This is a genomic window from Pseudomonas sp. LBUM1672, from assembly GCF_059695655.1.
This window is the reverse complement of sequence record NZ_CP166781.1, coordinates 1718511-1735474: the sequence shown is the minus strand read 5'-3', so window position 1 is coordinate 1735474 and position 16964 is coordinate 1718511. Positions and strand designations below refer to the sequence as shown.

Genomic DNA, 16964 nt, shown 5'->3' with positions numbered 1-16964 from the left:
CCCGACGACAAATCATGATGCTCACCCCAGAATTCGCCTCAAATGTTCCACCACTTCTTCCTGCTCTTCATCCGTCAGATCCGGGAACAGCGGCAAGCTGATGGCTTCGGAAAAATACCGCTCAGCCTGCGGGAAGTCGCCATCCTTGAAACCCTGCTCACGGTAATACGGCTGCAAATGCACCGGAATGTAATGCAGGTTCACTCCCAGCCCGGCGGCTCGCAACGCTTCGAACACCTGGGCCTGATTGAGTTTGATCTGCTCCAGCTGCAACCGGACAACGTACAGGTGCCAGGCCGATTCAGTACCTGGCTGGGTTACCGGCAACGTCACCGCGATACCGGCCAGCAGTGTTTCATAACGCGCGGCCAATTGACGACGCCGGGCGACAAACGCATCGAGCCGCGCCATCTGCGACAGGCCCAAGGCAGCATGCAGATCGGTCATGCGGTAATTGAAGCCCAGCTCCAGTTGCTGGTAGTACCACAACCCCGTGTCCGGCACGTTCATCTGCGCCGGATCACCGGTAATGCCGTGACTGCGCAAGCGACGCAAACGGTCGGCGAATTCCGCGCGATTGGTCAGCACCATGCCGCCTTCGGCGCTGGTGATGATCTTGACCGGGTGGAAGCTGAAAATCGTCATGGCTGCGTATTGACCACAACCCACCGGCCGCCCCAGATACGAGGCGCCCACCGCATGGGAAGCGTCCTCGATCAAGGTAAAGCCATAGCGTTCGGACAATTGCGAGATTGTTCGCATGTCGCAACTCTGCCCCGCGAACGCGACCGCCACCACCACTTTGGGCAGCTTGCCGGCGGCTTCGGCGATCTCCAGTTTCTCTGCGAGTAACCGTGCATCCAGGTTCAAGGTGTGCGGGTCGATGTCGACGAAATCGACGTTGGCGCCACAGTAGCGACCGCAGTTGGCCGAGGCGACAAAAGTGTTGGGACTGGTCCAGAGGTAGTCGCCCGGTCCAAGTCCCGCGACTAGACAGGCAATGTGCAGTGCCGCCGTGGCGTTGCACACCGCGACCGCATATTCAGCCTGGCAGTGTTCGGCCAGGGCTTTTTCAAAGCGCTCGATCGTCGGCCCCTGAGTCAGCCAGGGCGAGTTGAGCACTGCCATGACGGCGTCGATGTCTGACTGATCAATGTTTTGTCGGCCGTAGGGAATCCGGTACGGCATCATGACCGTGACTCAACACATTGCCCAACCCGCAGGCAGACACGCGTGTCCTTGAACATCATTTTGCGGTTGCACATGTGCTGAGTCCTTTTGCTGATCAGACAGCTTAAGCAAGCAACTGCGCCCAGTTCACACTGGAAGCGTCGCCGAGGGTAAAGCCCTTGCCGGTCAAGGCCAGGTTCTGGTTGTAAGCCGAATCTTGGGCAAAACGCGCTTGCCATTTGTCTTGCAGGGCCGCGGCGGTTTGCGGTGCGTCAGGCAACAGGCCCGGGTGCAGCATTTGCGCTTGAGGGCACCAGACGATCAGGTAACCGGCGTCGGCGACTTTCAGGCACAGGTCGATGTCTGCGAAGGCTTCGTCGAAATGTTCTTCGTCCAGACCGCCGACCGCTTCATACAGGTCTTTGCGAACCATCATGCAGGCCCCGGACACCGCCGAGTAGTTCTGCTCCACCTGATGGCCGTTCATGTAGCCTTTGGCATCTTTGCGCTCATCGATAAACACCGAGCCCAGCACGCCATTGAGGCCCAGCACCAGGCCGGCTTGCGTGGTGACGCCACGAATGTCCATCAGCTTGGCGCCGACAATCCCGACTTCCGGACGCTGGGCCTGGTTCAACAGGCTGTCGAGCCAGTTGGCGTTGACCACTACGGCGTCAGTAGACATCAGCACCACGTAGGCACCCTTGGCCTCACGCACGGCAAAGTTATGCAGCGCCGAGGCGCTCAGACGCTCGCCGGTACGCAGGACGCGCAGGCGATCGTCCTTACCTTCCAGGCTGGCCAGCCAGGTCAGCAATTCTTCGGACTGGCTGTGGTTATCGGCGATCAGAATTTCGTGCTGCTGATAACGGGTGCGTTGCAGTACGCTGACCACGGCTTGTTGCAGCGACTCGAAATTGTCCTGGCTGTGCAAGATGATCGAGACCTTCGGCCGTTCGGCGTGCTGGTAGTTGATCTGCCAGGTCTGCGGCAATTCGCAGCTGATCTGAGCGCGATAACCGCGCTCCTTGAGGGAACGTGTCAGGGTCTGACGTTCGTGGGCGTTTTCCTCGGTCGACGGCGCGTTGCAGATCAGCAGCGGCTCGGCCAGATGTGCCAGGCCACCCAAGCCGCCGTCTTCGATCAGGCGCAACACCAGATCGAATTCCAGTGCCGACGCGTATTCAGTCGAGTAACCACCCGCCTCGACCAAGACGTCACGCTGGATCAACCAGTGACGGGCCATCATCGACGGCACGGTTTGCAGCAGATCGAGGTTGACGCCTGGACGGAACACATCGCTCAGGGAACCGTTTTCCTGACGCTGGATTTCGTCCATGGACACGGCGCGCACGCCTTCGGCACCCAACAATTCGAGGCTCGCGCGCAGCAGGCCGCTGGCGGTGAACTGATCACCGGCCTCGGCCAGCACCAGCCAGTCGGCGGTGGACTGGGTCACACTCTGGTTGATGCGTTCGACATAGTTGGTGGCGGTGACCTTGACGAAGTGCACCGTGTCACGCGCCGTGGTGGTCGCTGGCAAATCGCCGGTGGTAAACACCACCACCTTGAACGCTTTGCAGTGACCACTGACCAGGCTGTCGAAGGTGGTCTGCAACTTGACCATGTCAGCGTCAAGGTCCAGCAAGAGAATGCCGAATTGCGGACCGCCGTTGTGTTTGGCCAGGTGCGCACTGATCGACTTGAGTTGCTTTGCGTCAGGATTGCGCGCTTCGATCCAGTTCAGCAGGCGACCGGACGGCATGTTCTCGAACAACGACTGTTCGTCCTGTTTCGGCACCGACACGAGACGCTTGGCCCAGGCTTGCAGCTTGACGCCCTCCTCCTCTTCTTCGGTGCCCTGCAACGACTCGGCCAGACGCGCAACCACGGTGCGGTTGAACGCATAGAGGCTCAGTGCTTCCCACAAACGGGCACGCAGAGTGCGGTCGTTATCATTGGGATGAACGCGCATCAGCTCATGTTGCTTGAGCAAGATGCCTTCCAGTTCCTGCAACTGCAGTTTGCCGGCCGGCATGGTGTGCAGGAGGAATTCGAATTCAGTCAGCAGATCGAACACCGGCTGGTTGTAGAACGGCATTTCGACAAACTGCTCGGTGTTGAACGTGCGCACCGGCTCTTTGCCAGACTCCAGCCAGGCCGAGGTGAAAATCAGCGTGCCTTTCAGCGAACGCATGTTGTTCAGGCAGTCGGCCATGGTGGCGAAACTGTCCAGCGCCACCTGCTTGCCCTCGGCCAGCGTCTTGTGGCTCATGCCGGTCGGCAATGAGGCCAGAAACTCGGCGAAGCGCTCGCGGTCGGCCACGGTTTTTGCGTCTTTGAGCGTCAACACCGTCAGCACGTTGGTGTTGTGCTCCGAGGCCCCGTAAGGGATTTCCCGCACGGCGAACGGGATCGGCAAAATCCGCGCCTTGGCCCGAGCGAGCATGTAATAGGCATGGCCGATTTCCTGCCATTCGAAGCTGGTGCCTGGCAGCAAAGCGTTGTGCCAGTCTTGCAGCAGCTCGGTGCGGCTGACCGCGTAGAACGGCGGCAGGAAGTGCCCCATGAATTGCATCAGGCGATCTTCGGCTTTATCGGAGCAGTAATCTTCCGGCCCCTTGCGGTCGCGGCGGAAGTAATTCACTTCCGTGGCGCGGGCCAGGTACATGATCCCGTAGCCGTGGGCCATGCCGTAATCGGCGTTGTCTTCGAGGAACTCCAGCGACTCGGTGACCGCATCGTGGATCAGGAAATCGTCATCAGCCGCCAGCACCATGTACGGCGTGGTCACCTGGTTCACGCCATAGGCGAGTTTTTCCTGGAGCCCGGTGTAGGTGAACTGCGGCAGGTGCCGGTAATCGACCATCGGGTAATCGCGGGTGATGTTTTCATCGCTTTTCAGCGAAGAATCCAGGACCAGGATCGTGCAGGGATAGCTGCTGTAGTACTGCAAGGTGCGCCGCAGGTAGGCGTTGCGGTTGTGGGAAATCACCACCACCGTCAACCGTTCTTTCAGCGATGCCACATCGTTACGAGCAGTGTTTTGAACGCGCATATCTCTATCCCCACAACCGGCCAAGCGCCGAGAACCCAGATTCAATAATGATTAACGAACGCGACGCAGGTAGCCGTCCGGCGCCACGGTGATCAGCAGCTTGTTCTGCAACTGACGGTCGATCTCGAAGTCAGCGTTTTCTTCCAGGTATTTCCACACGGCAGTCTTCGGGTTGTCGCCCGGGCCCCATTGACGATCCGGGAAGAAGTCGGCCGGCATGTCTTCAACCACGGTGTCCATCACCACGCAGTAGCTGTCGACCGAGACCAGTGGCGCATACAAGCGCAGCTCTTCCAGCACGTGGTCGTGGGTGTGGTTGGAATCCAGGACCAGAATGACTTTTTTGCCTTCGGCCGCTGCGCGCACTTGCTCGGCGATGGCCGCGTCGATGCTCGAACCTTCAATCATTTTGATGCGCTTGCTCATCGGGTGGCATTCGATGGCTTCGCGGTTGTGCGGGCGAATGTCGAGGTCGATGCCCAGCACTTCACCGTGGCCTTGCAGTTCCAGCAACGAGGCGTAGTAGATGATCGAACCGCCGTGGGCGATGCCGCATTCAATCACCAGGTCGGGTTTGACCTGCCAGATGATTTCCTGCATCGCCATCATGTCTTGCGGCAACTGAATGATCGGACGGCCCATCCACGAGAAGTGGTAGCTGTACTTGTGCTTCGCCGACTGGTTGAAGAAATCCTGGGCCAGGCCGGTGAGTTTCTGGTCGTCGCCCTGGGCTGCGATTTCTGCCTGGCATTCGGCTTCGAAGGCTGTATTGATGGTGTTGTCAGTCATTTTTCTAATCTCAATAGTCACTGGAACGAAGCGCTGTCGACGGCGTGATAGACGTAGCGTCCATCGGTCATCCGCTTGATTTCTTCGAGGTAGTTGGAGTTCATCACAAACAGGTTGGCGCCTTCGGGCAACGCATCCATGGCCTCTTGCGGCGAGGACACCCGCACGCCGCTCAGGGGCAGATACCGGCCCTGTTTGGCCGGGTTGATATCCACCACGCGATCCACCGCCACACCGGCCCGCTGCAGGAACAGCGAATAGATCACGCCTTTGGACGACGCGCCCCAGATCACCGAACCCTGCTCGGGGGCGGCTTGAATGATCTGCACCGCGCGCTCGAGGCTGCTGGTGAAACCCTGTGGCAACTCAAGGCGCGGCACCGGTTGTTCCGGGGTCAGGCGCAAGGTCGCCAGGTCCGCCACGATGTACAGGTATTGGCAACCGAACAGGTGACCGGCCTCGTGCACCGTGCCGAACATCCGGCGCAGATCGTCGAGGCGGAAGTAATTGACGTGCTCGTAGAACAGGTCGAACCAGGCGCGGTGCTCCAGGATCCAGTCGAAGCACGGCACTTCGATGTAGATTTGCCCGCCCTGATTGGCGTCGGCTATTTCAGCGAGGAAACTCACTGGATCCTGAATGTGCTCCAGCACATGGCGCAGCACGATCGCGTCCGCCGCCAAGCCCAGGCCTCGAGTGAACGGTGCCTTGATCACATCGGCGTTGCTGCCTTCGTAGGCCGGGTCGATGCCGGTGATGGCGTAGCCCAGGCTTTTCAGCAGCTCCAGGAAGTAGCCTTTGCCGCAGCCGACTTCGATCAGTTCCTGACCCTTGAAGTGACGGGCAATGATGCCTTCGACATCGCTCAGGTGCTTCTGGAACTGGCCCGAGTGCGCCTGCTCGTTCTGGTAGTCAGCGTCGTAGCTGAGCTTGTCGGCATCGAAGGCCTGGTTGAAGATCAACCCGCTCTTGTCGTCCTGCACCAGGACCATGTCGGCGCACGCTGACGCTTTCGCCGACGCAGGGTCGGCAAAGGTGCGGTTCTGCAACACCGGCAGGTCGGCGACCCGATACAACTCATGCCTCATGCTCTGCTCCCAGTAGCTGTTGCAAACGGTCCGCCACGCCCCAGAACGCCATGGGTTCGTGGGTCGGGTATGGGTAATGACCGAGGTTCAGACGGATCGCCGCGCCACGTTCCTGCAGTCGCTGCTCGACCAGCGCCCGCACCGAAATCGGCTGGCCGCTGGAACAATTGATCACGCCGTCGAATTCACGGTGTTGCACGATGGCGGCGAGGTAGCCGGCGGCCGTCTCGATCGCCAGGTAATCGCGCAACTGTTCGCCGGCCGACATATTGAAACTGGCGTCACCGGCATCGATGGCCCGGTCCAGCGCCGCCAGCAAACTGTTCGGGTTTTGCCCCTCGCCGTGCAGGTAAAACAGCCGCGCCCATTGCAGGGTGAACGGTTGAACCCGCTGCAGATTTTCGAGGAACAGGCGCAGTGTGTTCTTTGCCAAGCCATAAGGATTACTTGGCTGTGGCGCGGTTTGCTCGCCGAGCGGACCGCTCTGCAAGCCGTATTCAAAGCAGGTGCCGGTGACCAGCACTTGCGAAACGCCCGCCTCGACCGCGCCCTTGATGAACCGATAGTCGGCCATCAAGTTGTGCTCGAAGTGAAACAGCGCCTGATAGTTCGGCAACCCAGGCCAAGCCAGGTGCGCCAAGGCGTCGATGCCATCGGTCAGCGCGGCGATGTCGAGGTCGGCGGCGTGAATATCCGCCGCAACGAATTCCACGGCATTGATCCACGGCATGTTCGCAGCGGTCTCGACGTTACGTGCCACGGCGCGGACTTCGCAGCCGCGGGCGAGCAAGGCCTCGACCAGATGGCGACCGACGAACCCGGTCGCCCCGGTGACCAGGACCTTCACAGGACGGTCAACTCAGGCACGGCGATGACAAAGCGGCCGCCCCACTCGCGCACCTGGGCCAGTTGCTGACTGACTTCGTGCAACAGGTTCCACGGCAGCACCAGGACGTAATCGGGTTTTTCCAGATCGATCTGCGCCGGCGACACAATCGGGATGCGACTGCCTGGCAGGTATTTGCCCTGCTTGTGCGGATTGGCGTCGGCAACCCAGGCCAGCAGGTCCGGCTTGACCCCGGCGTAGTTGAGCAAGGTGTTGCCCTTGGCCGCGGCGCCGTAACCGACCACGCGCTTGCCATCGGCTTTGGCCTGCAACAGGAAACACAGCAGTTCGTGCTTGATGCGCTCGGCGGCGGGCGCGAGGGTCGCGTAGTACTCGGGGGTTTTCACCCCGGCGTCGCGTTCGGCTTGCAGTTGCTCTTGAACCGCTGGCTGGACTTCCCGGCGCAGACCATCAAAGCGCTGAACGAACACGCGCAGCGATCCACCATGGGTCGACAGCTGACTGACGTCGAACACTTCCAGACCGTTGCGCTCGCACAGGGTCTGCACCGCGGTCAGCGACAGGTAGGAATAGTGCTCGTGATACAGCGTGTCGAACTGCTGTCCGGCCATCAGGGCCAGCAATTGCGGAAATTCGAAGGTCGCCACGCCGGTCGGTTTCAGCAATGTCGCGAAACCACCGAGGAAATCATTGATGTCCGGCACATGGGCCAGCACGTTATTGGCCGCCATCAGGTCGGCGGACCAACCGTCGGCGATCAATTGCGCAGCCGTGTCGCGGCCGAAGAACAGCTCGCGGATCTCCAGGCCTTTTTCTCGCGCCGCTTGCGCGGTGCTGCGGGTCGGCTCGACGCCCAGGCAGGGAATGCCGCGCCCGGCCACGTACTGCAGCAGGTAGCCATCGTTGGCGGCGATTTCCACCACGCGGCTGTCGGCGTTCAGGCCGAAGCGTTCGACCATCTCGGCCACGTACTTATCGGCATGAGCCAGCCAGGTGCTGGAAAACGAACTGAAATACGCGTACTCGGCATCGAACAGGCTATCGGCGCTGGTGTAATCCTCGGTCTGCACCAGCCAGCACTGCTGACACACCGCCACTTTCAGCGGCACCCATTGCTCGGCTTGCTCAAGTTGATCGGCGCGCACATAGGCGTTGGACGGCGGCGAGGTGCCGAGATCGATCAGCGGCAAGGCCAGGGAAGTCCCGCAACCACGGCAGTTCATACACGCACTCCAGCGAATTGTTCATCGAGCAAGGGATGGCTGGAATCCCGTGCCGACAGATTATTGACAGGCAACGGCCAGGCAATCTCCAGCCGTGGATCATTCACGCTCAAACCACCCTCGTGCACAGGCGTGTAGTCAGCGCTGTGCAGGTAGAGCAATTCGGCGTCGTCAGTCAGGGACTGGAAACCGTGGGCGAACCCGGCCGGAATCAACAGGCTGCGACCGTCGCCGGCGCGCAGGTGTTCGGCGTGCCAGTGCAGGAAGGTCTCGGAGTCGGGGCGCAAATCCACCGCCACGTCCCAGACTTCACCGCGCAGGCAGGTGATCAGCTTGGCTTCCGGCGCACTCGCGTTCTGGTAATGCAGACCGCGCACACTGCCGCGTTCGCGGGTGCAGGAATGGTTGATCTGGCGAATATGAAACGGCTCGCCGAACGCGCTGAGGCTGCCTTCACAGAACAGCCGCGCAAAGTGTCCGCGTTCATCTTCGAAGCGTTTGTGCTGCACGCTGAACAGCCCGGCGAGCGGCAATGGTTTCAACAGAAACTCGCTCACAGCGCGCCTCGGTACAGGTTCAACTGGCCCAGGGTGATAGCGCGCATGTCGTCGCCGTTTTGCCACGCCAGGTGCCAGTCGAGGGTCTGGGTCAGGCACTGCTGCAACGACCATCGCGGTTGCCAGGCCAACAGTTGACGGGCGCGGCTGCTGTCCAGACGCAACAGACCGGCCTCATGCAAATCACTCGGCTCGATGCGCAAACCACGGGCTTGCGGCCAGCGGCTGGCAAGCAATTCGACGACTTCGCCGACGCTGCACATGTCCGCTTCGCTCGGCCCGAAGTTCCACGCACCGGCAAATGCCGGACCTTTTTCATAGAGGCCGGCGGCCAGTTGCAGGTAACCGGCCAGGGGCTCCAGCGCGTGCTGCCACGGGCGCACGGCTTGTGGGTAGCGCAGGGTCACGGGTTCGTCGGCGGACCAGGCTTTGAGCACATCGGGGATCAAACGCTCTGGTGCAAAATCACCGCCGCCCAAGACGTTGCCGGCACGCGCGGTGGCCAGGGCCAGACCGTGCTCGGCATGCTTTTCCGCCGGGAAGAACGAAGCGGCGTAAGACTGTGCCAACAACTCGCAACAGGCTTTGCTGCTGCTGTAGGGATCGTGCCCGCCGAGGGCTTCGTTTTCACGGTACGGCCACAGCCATTCCTGGTTGGCATAGACCTTGTCGGTGGTCACCAGCACACAGGCGCGCACGCCGCCGACTTGGCGGATCGCTTCGAGCAGGTTGAGGGTGCCCATGACGTTGCTGGAGTAAGTCCCCAGCGGGTCGCGATAAGCTTCGCGCACCAACGGCTGGGCCGCCAGGTGCAGGACGATTTCCGGCTGGGTCTCGGCGATCAGCTCCAGCAACGCGCCGAGGTCACGCAAGTCGCCGCGCTGATCGTTGATGCCTTCGTGCACCCGCGCCAGCTCGAACAAGCTCGGCTCGGTCGACGGGTCCAGCGAAAAACCGCTGACCTCGGCGCCGAGGCTTTGCAGCCACAACGTCAACCAACTGCCTTTGAAGCCGGTATGGCCGGTCAGCAGGACCCGCTTGCCGCGCCAGAACTCCGGGCTCAGTCCCATTGTTTCCATGGGGCCTCCCCGCTCAGCCACAACTGCTCAAGGTGGTTTTTGTCGCGCAGGGTGTCCATCGGATGCCAGAAACCGTCGTGCTGGAAGGCTTGCAGTTGCTGTTCGCTGGCCAGCGCGGCTAATGGCTCGGCTTCCCAGGAGGTTTGATCGTCGGCGATGTAGGGCAGCACTTTGGGTGACAGCACGAAGAACCCGCCATTGATCCAGCCGCCATCACCGCGTGGTTTCTCGATGAAGCCTTTGACGCTGTCGCCGTCGCGCTCCAGAGCGCCGTAACGACCCGGTGGCTGAACGGCGGTGACGGTCGCGAGTTTGCCGTGGGTCAGGTGGAAGTCCACCAAGGCGCCAATGTTGAGGTCCGAAACGCCGTCGCCGTAGGTGAAGCAGAACGCTTCTTCGCCTTCCAGGTAACGGGCGGCGCGACGCAGACGGCCACCGGTCATGGTGTCTTCGCCGGTGTCGATCAGGGTGACGCGCCACGGTTCGCTGTAGTTCTGGTGGACGTCCATGCGGTTGTTGCACATGTCGAAGGTGACGTCGGAGGTGTGCAGGAAGTAGTTGGCGAAGAAATCCTTGATCGCGTAGCCCTTGTAGCCAAGGCAGATCACGAAGTCATGAATCCCGTGGGCGGAGTACTGTTTCATAATGTGCCAAAGAATTGGCTTGCCGCCGATTTCGATCATCGGCTTGGGCTTGAGGTGCGACTCTTCGCTGATCCGCGTACCGAGACCACCTGCCAGAATTACTGCCTTCATCGCTGTCCTCTTGCTCTTCGCGCGGCCCTGCCACCCCCGCGAGGGTTGGCGAACCGTCAGATGCACATCATTTACCCGCAGCCACTGGGGCCTTCACGTGTTTTGAGGTGAAGGTTTTATGGCGATATGCGGGGGACTTGCAGGAAGTGAGCCAATTGTTTGGGGTCGGCGACTGGTGGGGGTTGGAGGGATTTGGGATTTGGGATTTGTATACATATCCGTTTCTGCGGTAACGGCTACTGGCGGTTTCGCTCTTACAGCGACTCACTTTTCCAGACGCCGAAAAGTAAGCAAAAGGCTTCGCCCCGGCGTACGGCGCCTCGCTGAGGCTCCGCGTTCCCTCGCTACGGTGTCCATCAGGGGGCATCGCCTACGGTCTGCTTCACGCCCTGAGCGTTTCCGCCGCACGGCGCTACGCGCCTAACCCCCTGATGAACACCTACGCTCGGCCTGCCGAAGGGGCGAGAGATCAAGATCAACGTCAAAAGCCAAAGCCAAAGCCAAAGCCAAAGCCAAAGCCAAAGCCAAAGCCAAAGCCAAAAGGATCGCAGCCGTCGAGAAGCTTGCGTACATCCGAAAGAACAGGTCGGCTGTCAGGCCGCCATCGCTGGCAAGCCAGCTCCCACAGGGTTCGGTGTACATCTGCAAGTAATTGGTCGGCTGTCGGGCCGACATCGCTGGCAGGCCAGCTCCCACAGGGGTTTGGTGTACACCTGCAAGAGATAGGTCGGCTGTCAGGCCGCCATCGCTGGCAGGCCAGCTCCCACAATGGATCGGCGTACGCCTTCCGCTTCTCACCACTCATCAGGCCGAGCGTTAGCTCGCCTTCAGCTTTTGATCTTGATCTGCCCCCCCTTCGGGAGGCTGAGTGGAGGTGTTCATCCGGGGAGTGGCGCGCAGCGCCGTTCGACGCAGTCGAACACGCTGCATGTAGGTCGTCGCGAAGCAGACCGGAGGGCAGTGTCCCCGGATGGATACCGCAGCGAAGGAACGCCGAGCCCAGGCGAGGGGCCGGACGCTCGGGGCGAGCCTTTTTTTGCTTACTTTTTTTTGGCGTTTGAAAAAAAAGTGAGTCGCCGTAAGGGCGAAACCGCCAGCCGCCGTTACCGCAGAAACGGATATGTACACCAAACAATCAATCAATCAATCAATCAATCAATCAATCCGGCAACCACCCCCAAAGCCAGTGCTGCAGATTATCCCCCCGCAACATAAAGTCCCGATGCACCGCCTCCCGCAATTGATCCCCCATGCGATAGCTGGCATCCGGATCAGCCAGGTGCATACGAATCGCCTGCAACCACTCCTCAGTACTGTTACTCACCACCTTGGTACACGGCAGAAACCCGTCATACGCCCGGGTATCAGTGCAAATCACCGGATAACCGCACGCGCCATATTCCAGCAACCGCAAATTGCTTTTGCAGTCATTGAAGATATGAAACTCCAACGGTGCCAAGGCGAGATCAAGGTTCAAGCTCGCCAGCTTGTACGGGTAACTCTGCAAATCGATCGTGCCATAGAACTCATGGATGTACGGGCGCAAGGCGTCCGGGCACATGCCAAAGAACACCCACTCCACCTCATTGGCCAGTTCGCGAACCACGTCGGCAATGATTTCCAGGTCGCCGGTGTGGCTGGTGCCACCGCCCCAGCCAACCCGTGGTTTTTTCGAGGTGCGACGCTGACTGGTCAGCGTCGCCCACGGATCTGGCGGCAACATGTTGGGCACCACGCGTATCTCGCTGTGCATGCTCGACAGCGAATCGGCCAGCGCCTGCGTGGTCACCACGACGCGGTCGCACAGAGCAACGCACTCACGCAACATCTGCTCGGTGTTGATCGGCTTGTTGCGGGCGTGAGTGTTCTTTTTCGGCGTGCTGATAATGTAGTCGTCCAGCTCGAAAATCCGCAGGGCGCTGGAGTATTTCTTCATGCGCAGAATGTCTGCCGCCGAACCGTCGCTATAGCGCCCCTGCAAGATAATGGTGTCCGGCGACAGCCGCTCGATTTCCACGGTCGACGGCGACTCGTAGGCCACTCGCGAAATGACTCGCCCGGCGGCCTCAAGCTCGGCCAGAGGCGCGGTCACACGGTAATGCCCGATCGCTGATTCATTGACCGGCAAGCCGAGAATCAGCGGCAGGTCGCGATGGCAGAACGGGTTCCAGTTGTTGCGCAGCGAAGGCTCCAGACTGAAGCTCGCCACACCGAGCGTCAGCGCCGGGTTGTAGGCCGGATCACGGGAGATTTTCGGCAGCCACTTTTTGTAGAAGGTTTCGTGCTCAAGCACCTGCGCCTGTACATCGGCCGGCGAGGTTGCGGGCGAGGTTTCTTCACCCATCATCACGGTCGCAAAAGGTGTCCAGACGATCAGGTAGCCGTTTTTATCCGCCCGGAGGCACAGATCAACACCGCCGAGCCCAAGGTTGAATTTAGCCTCATCCAGCTGACCCAGGCTGTCGAACACCTCTTTGCGCACCATCAGGCAATCACTGCTGACAGCGCTCCAGTTCTGCGCCACCTGCAGACGCTGCATGTAGCCTCGGGCACTGGCATGCTCGCCGAAAAATGGCGAATTGGCAGGCCCGGCCAACCCCAGAATCAGACCGGCGGAGACGATCGCACCGTTGGCACCCAGCAACCGCGCGCCCACAACGCCGACTTCCGGACGCTGCGCGTGATTGAGCAGTTCAGCGAGCCAGTCGTCCGCACAAATCACACTGCGCGGGCTGAGCGTCAGCAGGTACTCGCCACGTGCCTGGCAGGCAGCGAAGTTGACGATGGCGGCCTCACCGGAGCGCCCGTCATAACGCAGCACCCGCAGCATGGCCGCGCCCAACTGAGCCATGGCGCCCAGCCATTCGGCCATCGCCGCATCACCGCGCCCCTCATCGACAATCAGGATCTCGTATTCGGTGTAAGTGGTCTTTTCGATCAGGCTTTCGGTGCAACGCTGCAAGGCCGACAGCGAGGTGCCCGCGGCAATGATGATCGAGACCACAGGCCGGTGAGCGTGCAGGTAATCGATGCGTTTGAGCAGCGGCAACTCTTCATTGCGAATCCGGTGCTCGAGACCGATGCGGGTCAAGTGCGCGCTGACCACCGCCTCACTGCCCTCAATCACTTCAGGCAACGACAGCCAATCGGCAAAGGTCAGGGTCGACTCCACCTGAATCTCGGCAATGTGCTCGATGGTGTGCAACCCGGCCTCTTCAACCAGACGCCAGAGCAGATCATGCGGCGCCAGTTCGCCGTGAGCCGAATCGAAGCCACCCACCGCCAGAAAGCGCTGACGCTCGAACGCCAGCGCCCGCCCGATGTAAGGATAAGAACGCATGAGGTCGAGATTGAAACCCGGCTTGAACACCGGTTCGATGGACTCACCTTCGACCAGCGCGCCTTCATCGCTGTAGGCGCAAAGCATGCCTGGCGTACCGGCGATGCGTTCGGCCAGCACCAGCAACGCCGACTCACGTAGCGTGTCACCCGCCCGCAGCAGATAAAACCAGTGCGCGCCTTCGAGTTGCGGCACCACGCCATTGAGCTGTTGCGACCAGTTGTCCTCAAACGGTAGCTGCAGCACCTTGTCGTTGGCATCGCAGTCAGCGTTGGACAGCACGATCACTGCTTGCGGTGCGTACAGTTGAGTGCCGATGCTGGCTAGCGTGGCGTTGAGCGCAACGCTGTCGGATTCAGTGTCGATGATGATCGGCACCAGGTTCGGACGCACGGCCCAGCGGCTGATACGTTCCGGCATGTGCCGCGCTTCAGCCGGGTTGAATTTGCGAACCGACAGCCACTCGCGATAGAACTCGGCATAGCTTTCGCTATTGCCACCCACTCGACCATTGACCACGGTGTTGCGGTTGCCCAACACGCGCACCACACACAACTCTTCCCACTGGCGCGGCTCATAAGAGGCCTTGCTCAACTCAACGCTGCGCACCCAACCCGAGGCCGGTGCCGACTCGCCGCCGCGTGCTGTCAGCATTTGCGCCAGCCATTCCCATTCCTGCACGGCGGCCCGAGTCATTTCCAGGGTTTTGCTCAGGCGCTCCGGGTACAGACGCTCGGTACTCAGCACCGTGTTTATCGCCACCAGGTTACCGCGACGCAACAGGCACACGAACAACGCAAAATCGAGCATCGCGACAAAGCCGGAACCTTCCTGAATCAACGCAGGCAACAGCTCCAGCACATCGGCACGACGCATCAAAGTCGAGCTGAAGTTGCCGATGAAATTTTTCGGTGTGCTCTCGAAAATCGCCAACATGTCATCGCCTTTGAGCAGCGAATCGAGGGGCGAAAACCGGCAGTTATCGATGCGTGGCGGCAAGATGAAATTGTTGGCATCGCTCATCATCCGCAGGCCACAAACGAGGGTGGCGTCGGGATGGTCGATCAGTACCCGGGCTTGCATCTCGATGCTGGGCGTGAACAGACGGTCGTCGTCGCACAACACTTTGATGAACTCCCCACGAGCTTCCTTGACGCAGCGCAGCAGGTTCTTTTGCAGGCCAAGACGCTTCGGGTTACGCAGGTAACGAACGGTGTGCACGGGGTCGGCAAACGACTCGACGATGTCGCGAATCTCGTCAGAAGACGAATCGTCACAGATGACGATTTCGACGTTCTCATACGTTTGAGCGAGCGAACTTTCCAGCGCCTGGCTGAAGAAGCGCGGGTTGTAGGCGGGGATGACGATACTGACTAAAGGGTATTGATTCACGACGAAACTCTCGAGCGGCGAGCCCCTGCCCTTTCAGGCAGAGGCTTCGTAACCGCTTAGGAAAAGACGGTTGGCAGCTCGACAGGCACAGACTCAGATCTTGTTGAACAAGCCCAGCTGAGCAATCTTGCTGAAGGCCAGTTGCGACGCTTGCAACATGGTTTGCTGCAAGGTCAGACGAGTCATCACAGCGGCCGGATCGGAATCGCGGATCGACGACTGGGTCTGGGCGTTGGCCAGTACCAGGCTCTGGTTGGTGTCGCTCTGGGTATCCAGGGCCGAACCGCGACCGCCCACCGAACTCAGCGCACTGGACAACTGATCGCTGCCGCTCGCCAGGTTACCGATGCCCGAAGCGAGGGAGGCTTGCAGCTTCTGGGTCAGGATCGGGTCGCCATTGGTTGGCGTGTTCAGCGCAGACTTCAACTGGCTCACGGTGTCCAGAATGTTCTGGGTTTCGTGTGTATTGACGGCCACGCTGAACTGATCGCCTGCCGCCGGTGTGCCGGCCAGGTTGAAGCTCACGCCCGAGGCGGTGGCAACGCCCGCCACCACAGTGCCGGAAGACACTGGCTTGCTGTCGGCTGTCAGCGGTGCCGCGTACAAATCGAAGGCGGTGGCACTGGTGAATTTCATCACCGCCGAACCGGTCGGGAAACTGGCGTGGTAAGCCGCCGGGTTGGTGATGCTGCTGCCGGTCACTTGAGTCGCTGACGGGTTGCCCGGGCTGCGGGTTGCCGTGAAGGTGTCAGGCTTGGCCGCCAGAGTGAAACTGTGGCCCGGCAATACGGTCGCCGCGTTATCGCCGGCCGCCAGGTTGATGTTCAGGGTCAACTCGACACCGCGGAAAGACACGCCCTGGCCGGCTTTGGCAGCCGGGTCGAACGCACCGCCCTGACTGGCCTCGGCGGTCACGTCGTTACCGCCCGAGTCGGTGATTTTCAACTGGGTACCGCTGACGAAGTCGACGGTGTACGGTTCGCCCGCACGGAATTTGCTGTTGTAGGTCACGCTCGACGACACCTGGCCATTGGACAGGACCACGCGGCCGTCATCCACGGCCGGCGCGGTCATGGTGACCTGGCTGCGGCTGGTATTGATCGCCTGCTGGAACACTTCCCAACCGGTGCTGTTGGTCGCCATCGACATGGTGTCGCCGATCGCCAGGTCAAGGGTCACCTGGTCACCGTTGTAGCTGTAGGTGCCATCGCTGTTGCGCGAGAACGGCGCGGTATCGCCCTTGGAGCCGGCGAAGATGTATTTGCCGTTCTCGTCCTTGCTGTTCATCAGGCCCAGCAACTGTTCTTCGATCTGACCCAGCTCTTTGGCGTTGGCCTGACGGTCGGCATCGGTGTAGCCACCGTTGCCGGCACCGACCGCCAGTTCCTGGGCGCGCTGCAGCACGTTGTTGATGCTGGTCATCACCGCTTCGGTCTGACCCAGGGTCGCCTTGAGGGTGTTGGTGTTGGCCTTGTACTGATCGAGCATTGACGCCTGTTGGCCCAATTGCAGCAGGCGCGAAGCGCCGACCGGATCATCGGCGGCGGTGTTGACGCGAACCAGGCTGCTGGCCTCTTCGCTGCTTTTGACTACGTTGGCGAAGTTCTTCTGGTAGTTCGCAGCAGAGGACTCGTAAAACTGGGCGGTAGAAATGCGCATGGGCTAC

11 protein-coding genes are annotated in these 16964 nt (G+C 60.6%); all 11 read right to left on the bottom strand.

Features of this window, described 5'->3' with window-relative positions:
• Positions 1–21: 21 nt before the first annotated feature.
• The 11 genes from pseC to ACA053_RS07710 all read right to left on the bottom strand — a co-directional run bounded on the left by pseC (position 22) and on the right by ACA053_RS07710 (position 16957).
• Positions 22–1191, bottom strand: coding sequence for a UDP-4-amino-4,6-dideoxy-N-acetyl-beta-L-altrosamine transaminase (gene pseC / locus ACA053_RS07760; RefSeq protein WP_497394905.1), 1170 nt, complete (start codon positions 1189–1191; stop codon positions 22–24).
• A 103-nt stretch (positions 1192–1294) separates the two neighbouring features.
• Positions 1295–4228 carry a TIGR00180 family glycosyltransferase gene (locus ACA053_RS07755; RefSeq protein WP_497316414.1) on the bottom strand — a complete coding sequence of 978 codons (2934 nt, stop codon included), beginning with the start codon at positions 4226–4228 and terminating at the stop codon, positions 1295–1297.
• Between the two features lie 51 nt (positions 4229–4279).
• Entirely contained in the window at positions 4280–5017 is a 738-nt protein-coding gene (locus ACA053_RS07750; RefSeq protein WP_497316412.1) for a cephalosporin hydroxylase family protein, read from the bottom strand.
• A gap of 17 nt (positions 5018–5034) precedes the next feature.
• Positions 5035–6105: a class I SAM-dependent methyltransferase gene (locus ACA053_RS07745; RefSeq protein WP_497394903.1), complete on the bottom strand. Its 1071-nt coding sequence runs from the start codon at positions 6103–6105 to the stop codon at positions 5035–5037.
• Complete coding sequence (locus tag ACA053_RS07740) at positions 6095–6952, bottom strand: NAD-dependent epimerase/dehydratase family protein (RefSeq protein ID WP_497316408.1); 858 nt, start codon at positions 6950–6952, stop codon at positions 6095–6097. Before ACA053_RS07740 ends, ACA053_RS07745 begins: the two co-directional genes overlap by 11 nt.
• A complete protein-coding gene (locus ACA053_RS07735) occupies positions 6949–8175 on the bottom strand; it encodes a methyltransferase domain-containing protein (protein WP_497316406.1) in 1227 nt (408 codons plus the stop codon). Before ACA053_RS07735 ends, ACA053_RS07740 begins: the two co-directional genes overlap by 4 nt.
• Positions 8172–8732 carry a dTDP-4-dehydrorhamnose 3,5-epimerase family protein gene (locus ACA053_RS07730; protein WP_497394901.1) on the bottom strand — a complete coding sequence of 187 codons (561 nt, stop codon included), beginning with the start codon at positions 8730–8732 and terminating at the stop codon, positions 8172–8174. Before ACA053_RS07730 ends, ACA053_RS07735 begins: the two co-directional genes overlap by 4 nt.
• Complete coding sequence (gene rfbG / locus ACA053_RS07725; protein ID WP_497316402.1) at positions 8729–9811, bottom strand: CDP-glucose 4,6-dehydratase; 1083 nt, start codon at positions 9809–9811, stop codon at positions 8729–8731. Before rfbG ends, ACA053_RS07730 begins: the two co-directional genes overlap by 4 nt.
• On the bottom strand, positions 9793–10566 hold the full coding sequence (gene rfbF, locus ACA053_RS07720) for a glucose-1-phosphate cytidylyltransferase (protein ID WP_461957774.1): 774 nt from the start codon (positions 10564–10566) through the stop codon (positions 9793–9795). The genes rfbG and rfbF overlap by 19 nt, the downstream gene beginning before the upstream one ends.
• A 1159-nt stretch (positions 10567–11725) precedes the next feature.
• Positions 11726–15298, bottom strand: a complete 3573-nt coding sequence (locus ACA053_RS07715) for a glycosyltransferase (RefSeq protein WP_497316400.1) — start codon at positions 15296–15298, stop codon at positions 11726–11728.
• Between the two features lie 93 nt (positions 15299–15391).
• Positions 15392–16957 carry a flagellar hook-associated protein 3 gene (locus ACA053_RS07710; RefSeq protein WP_497316398.1) on the bottom strand — a complete coding sequence of 522 codons (1566 nt, stop codon included), beginning with the start codon at positions 16955–16957 and terminating at the stop codon, positions 15392–15394.
• Positions 16958–16964 lie beyond the last annotated feature (7 nt).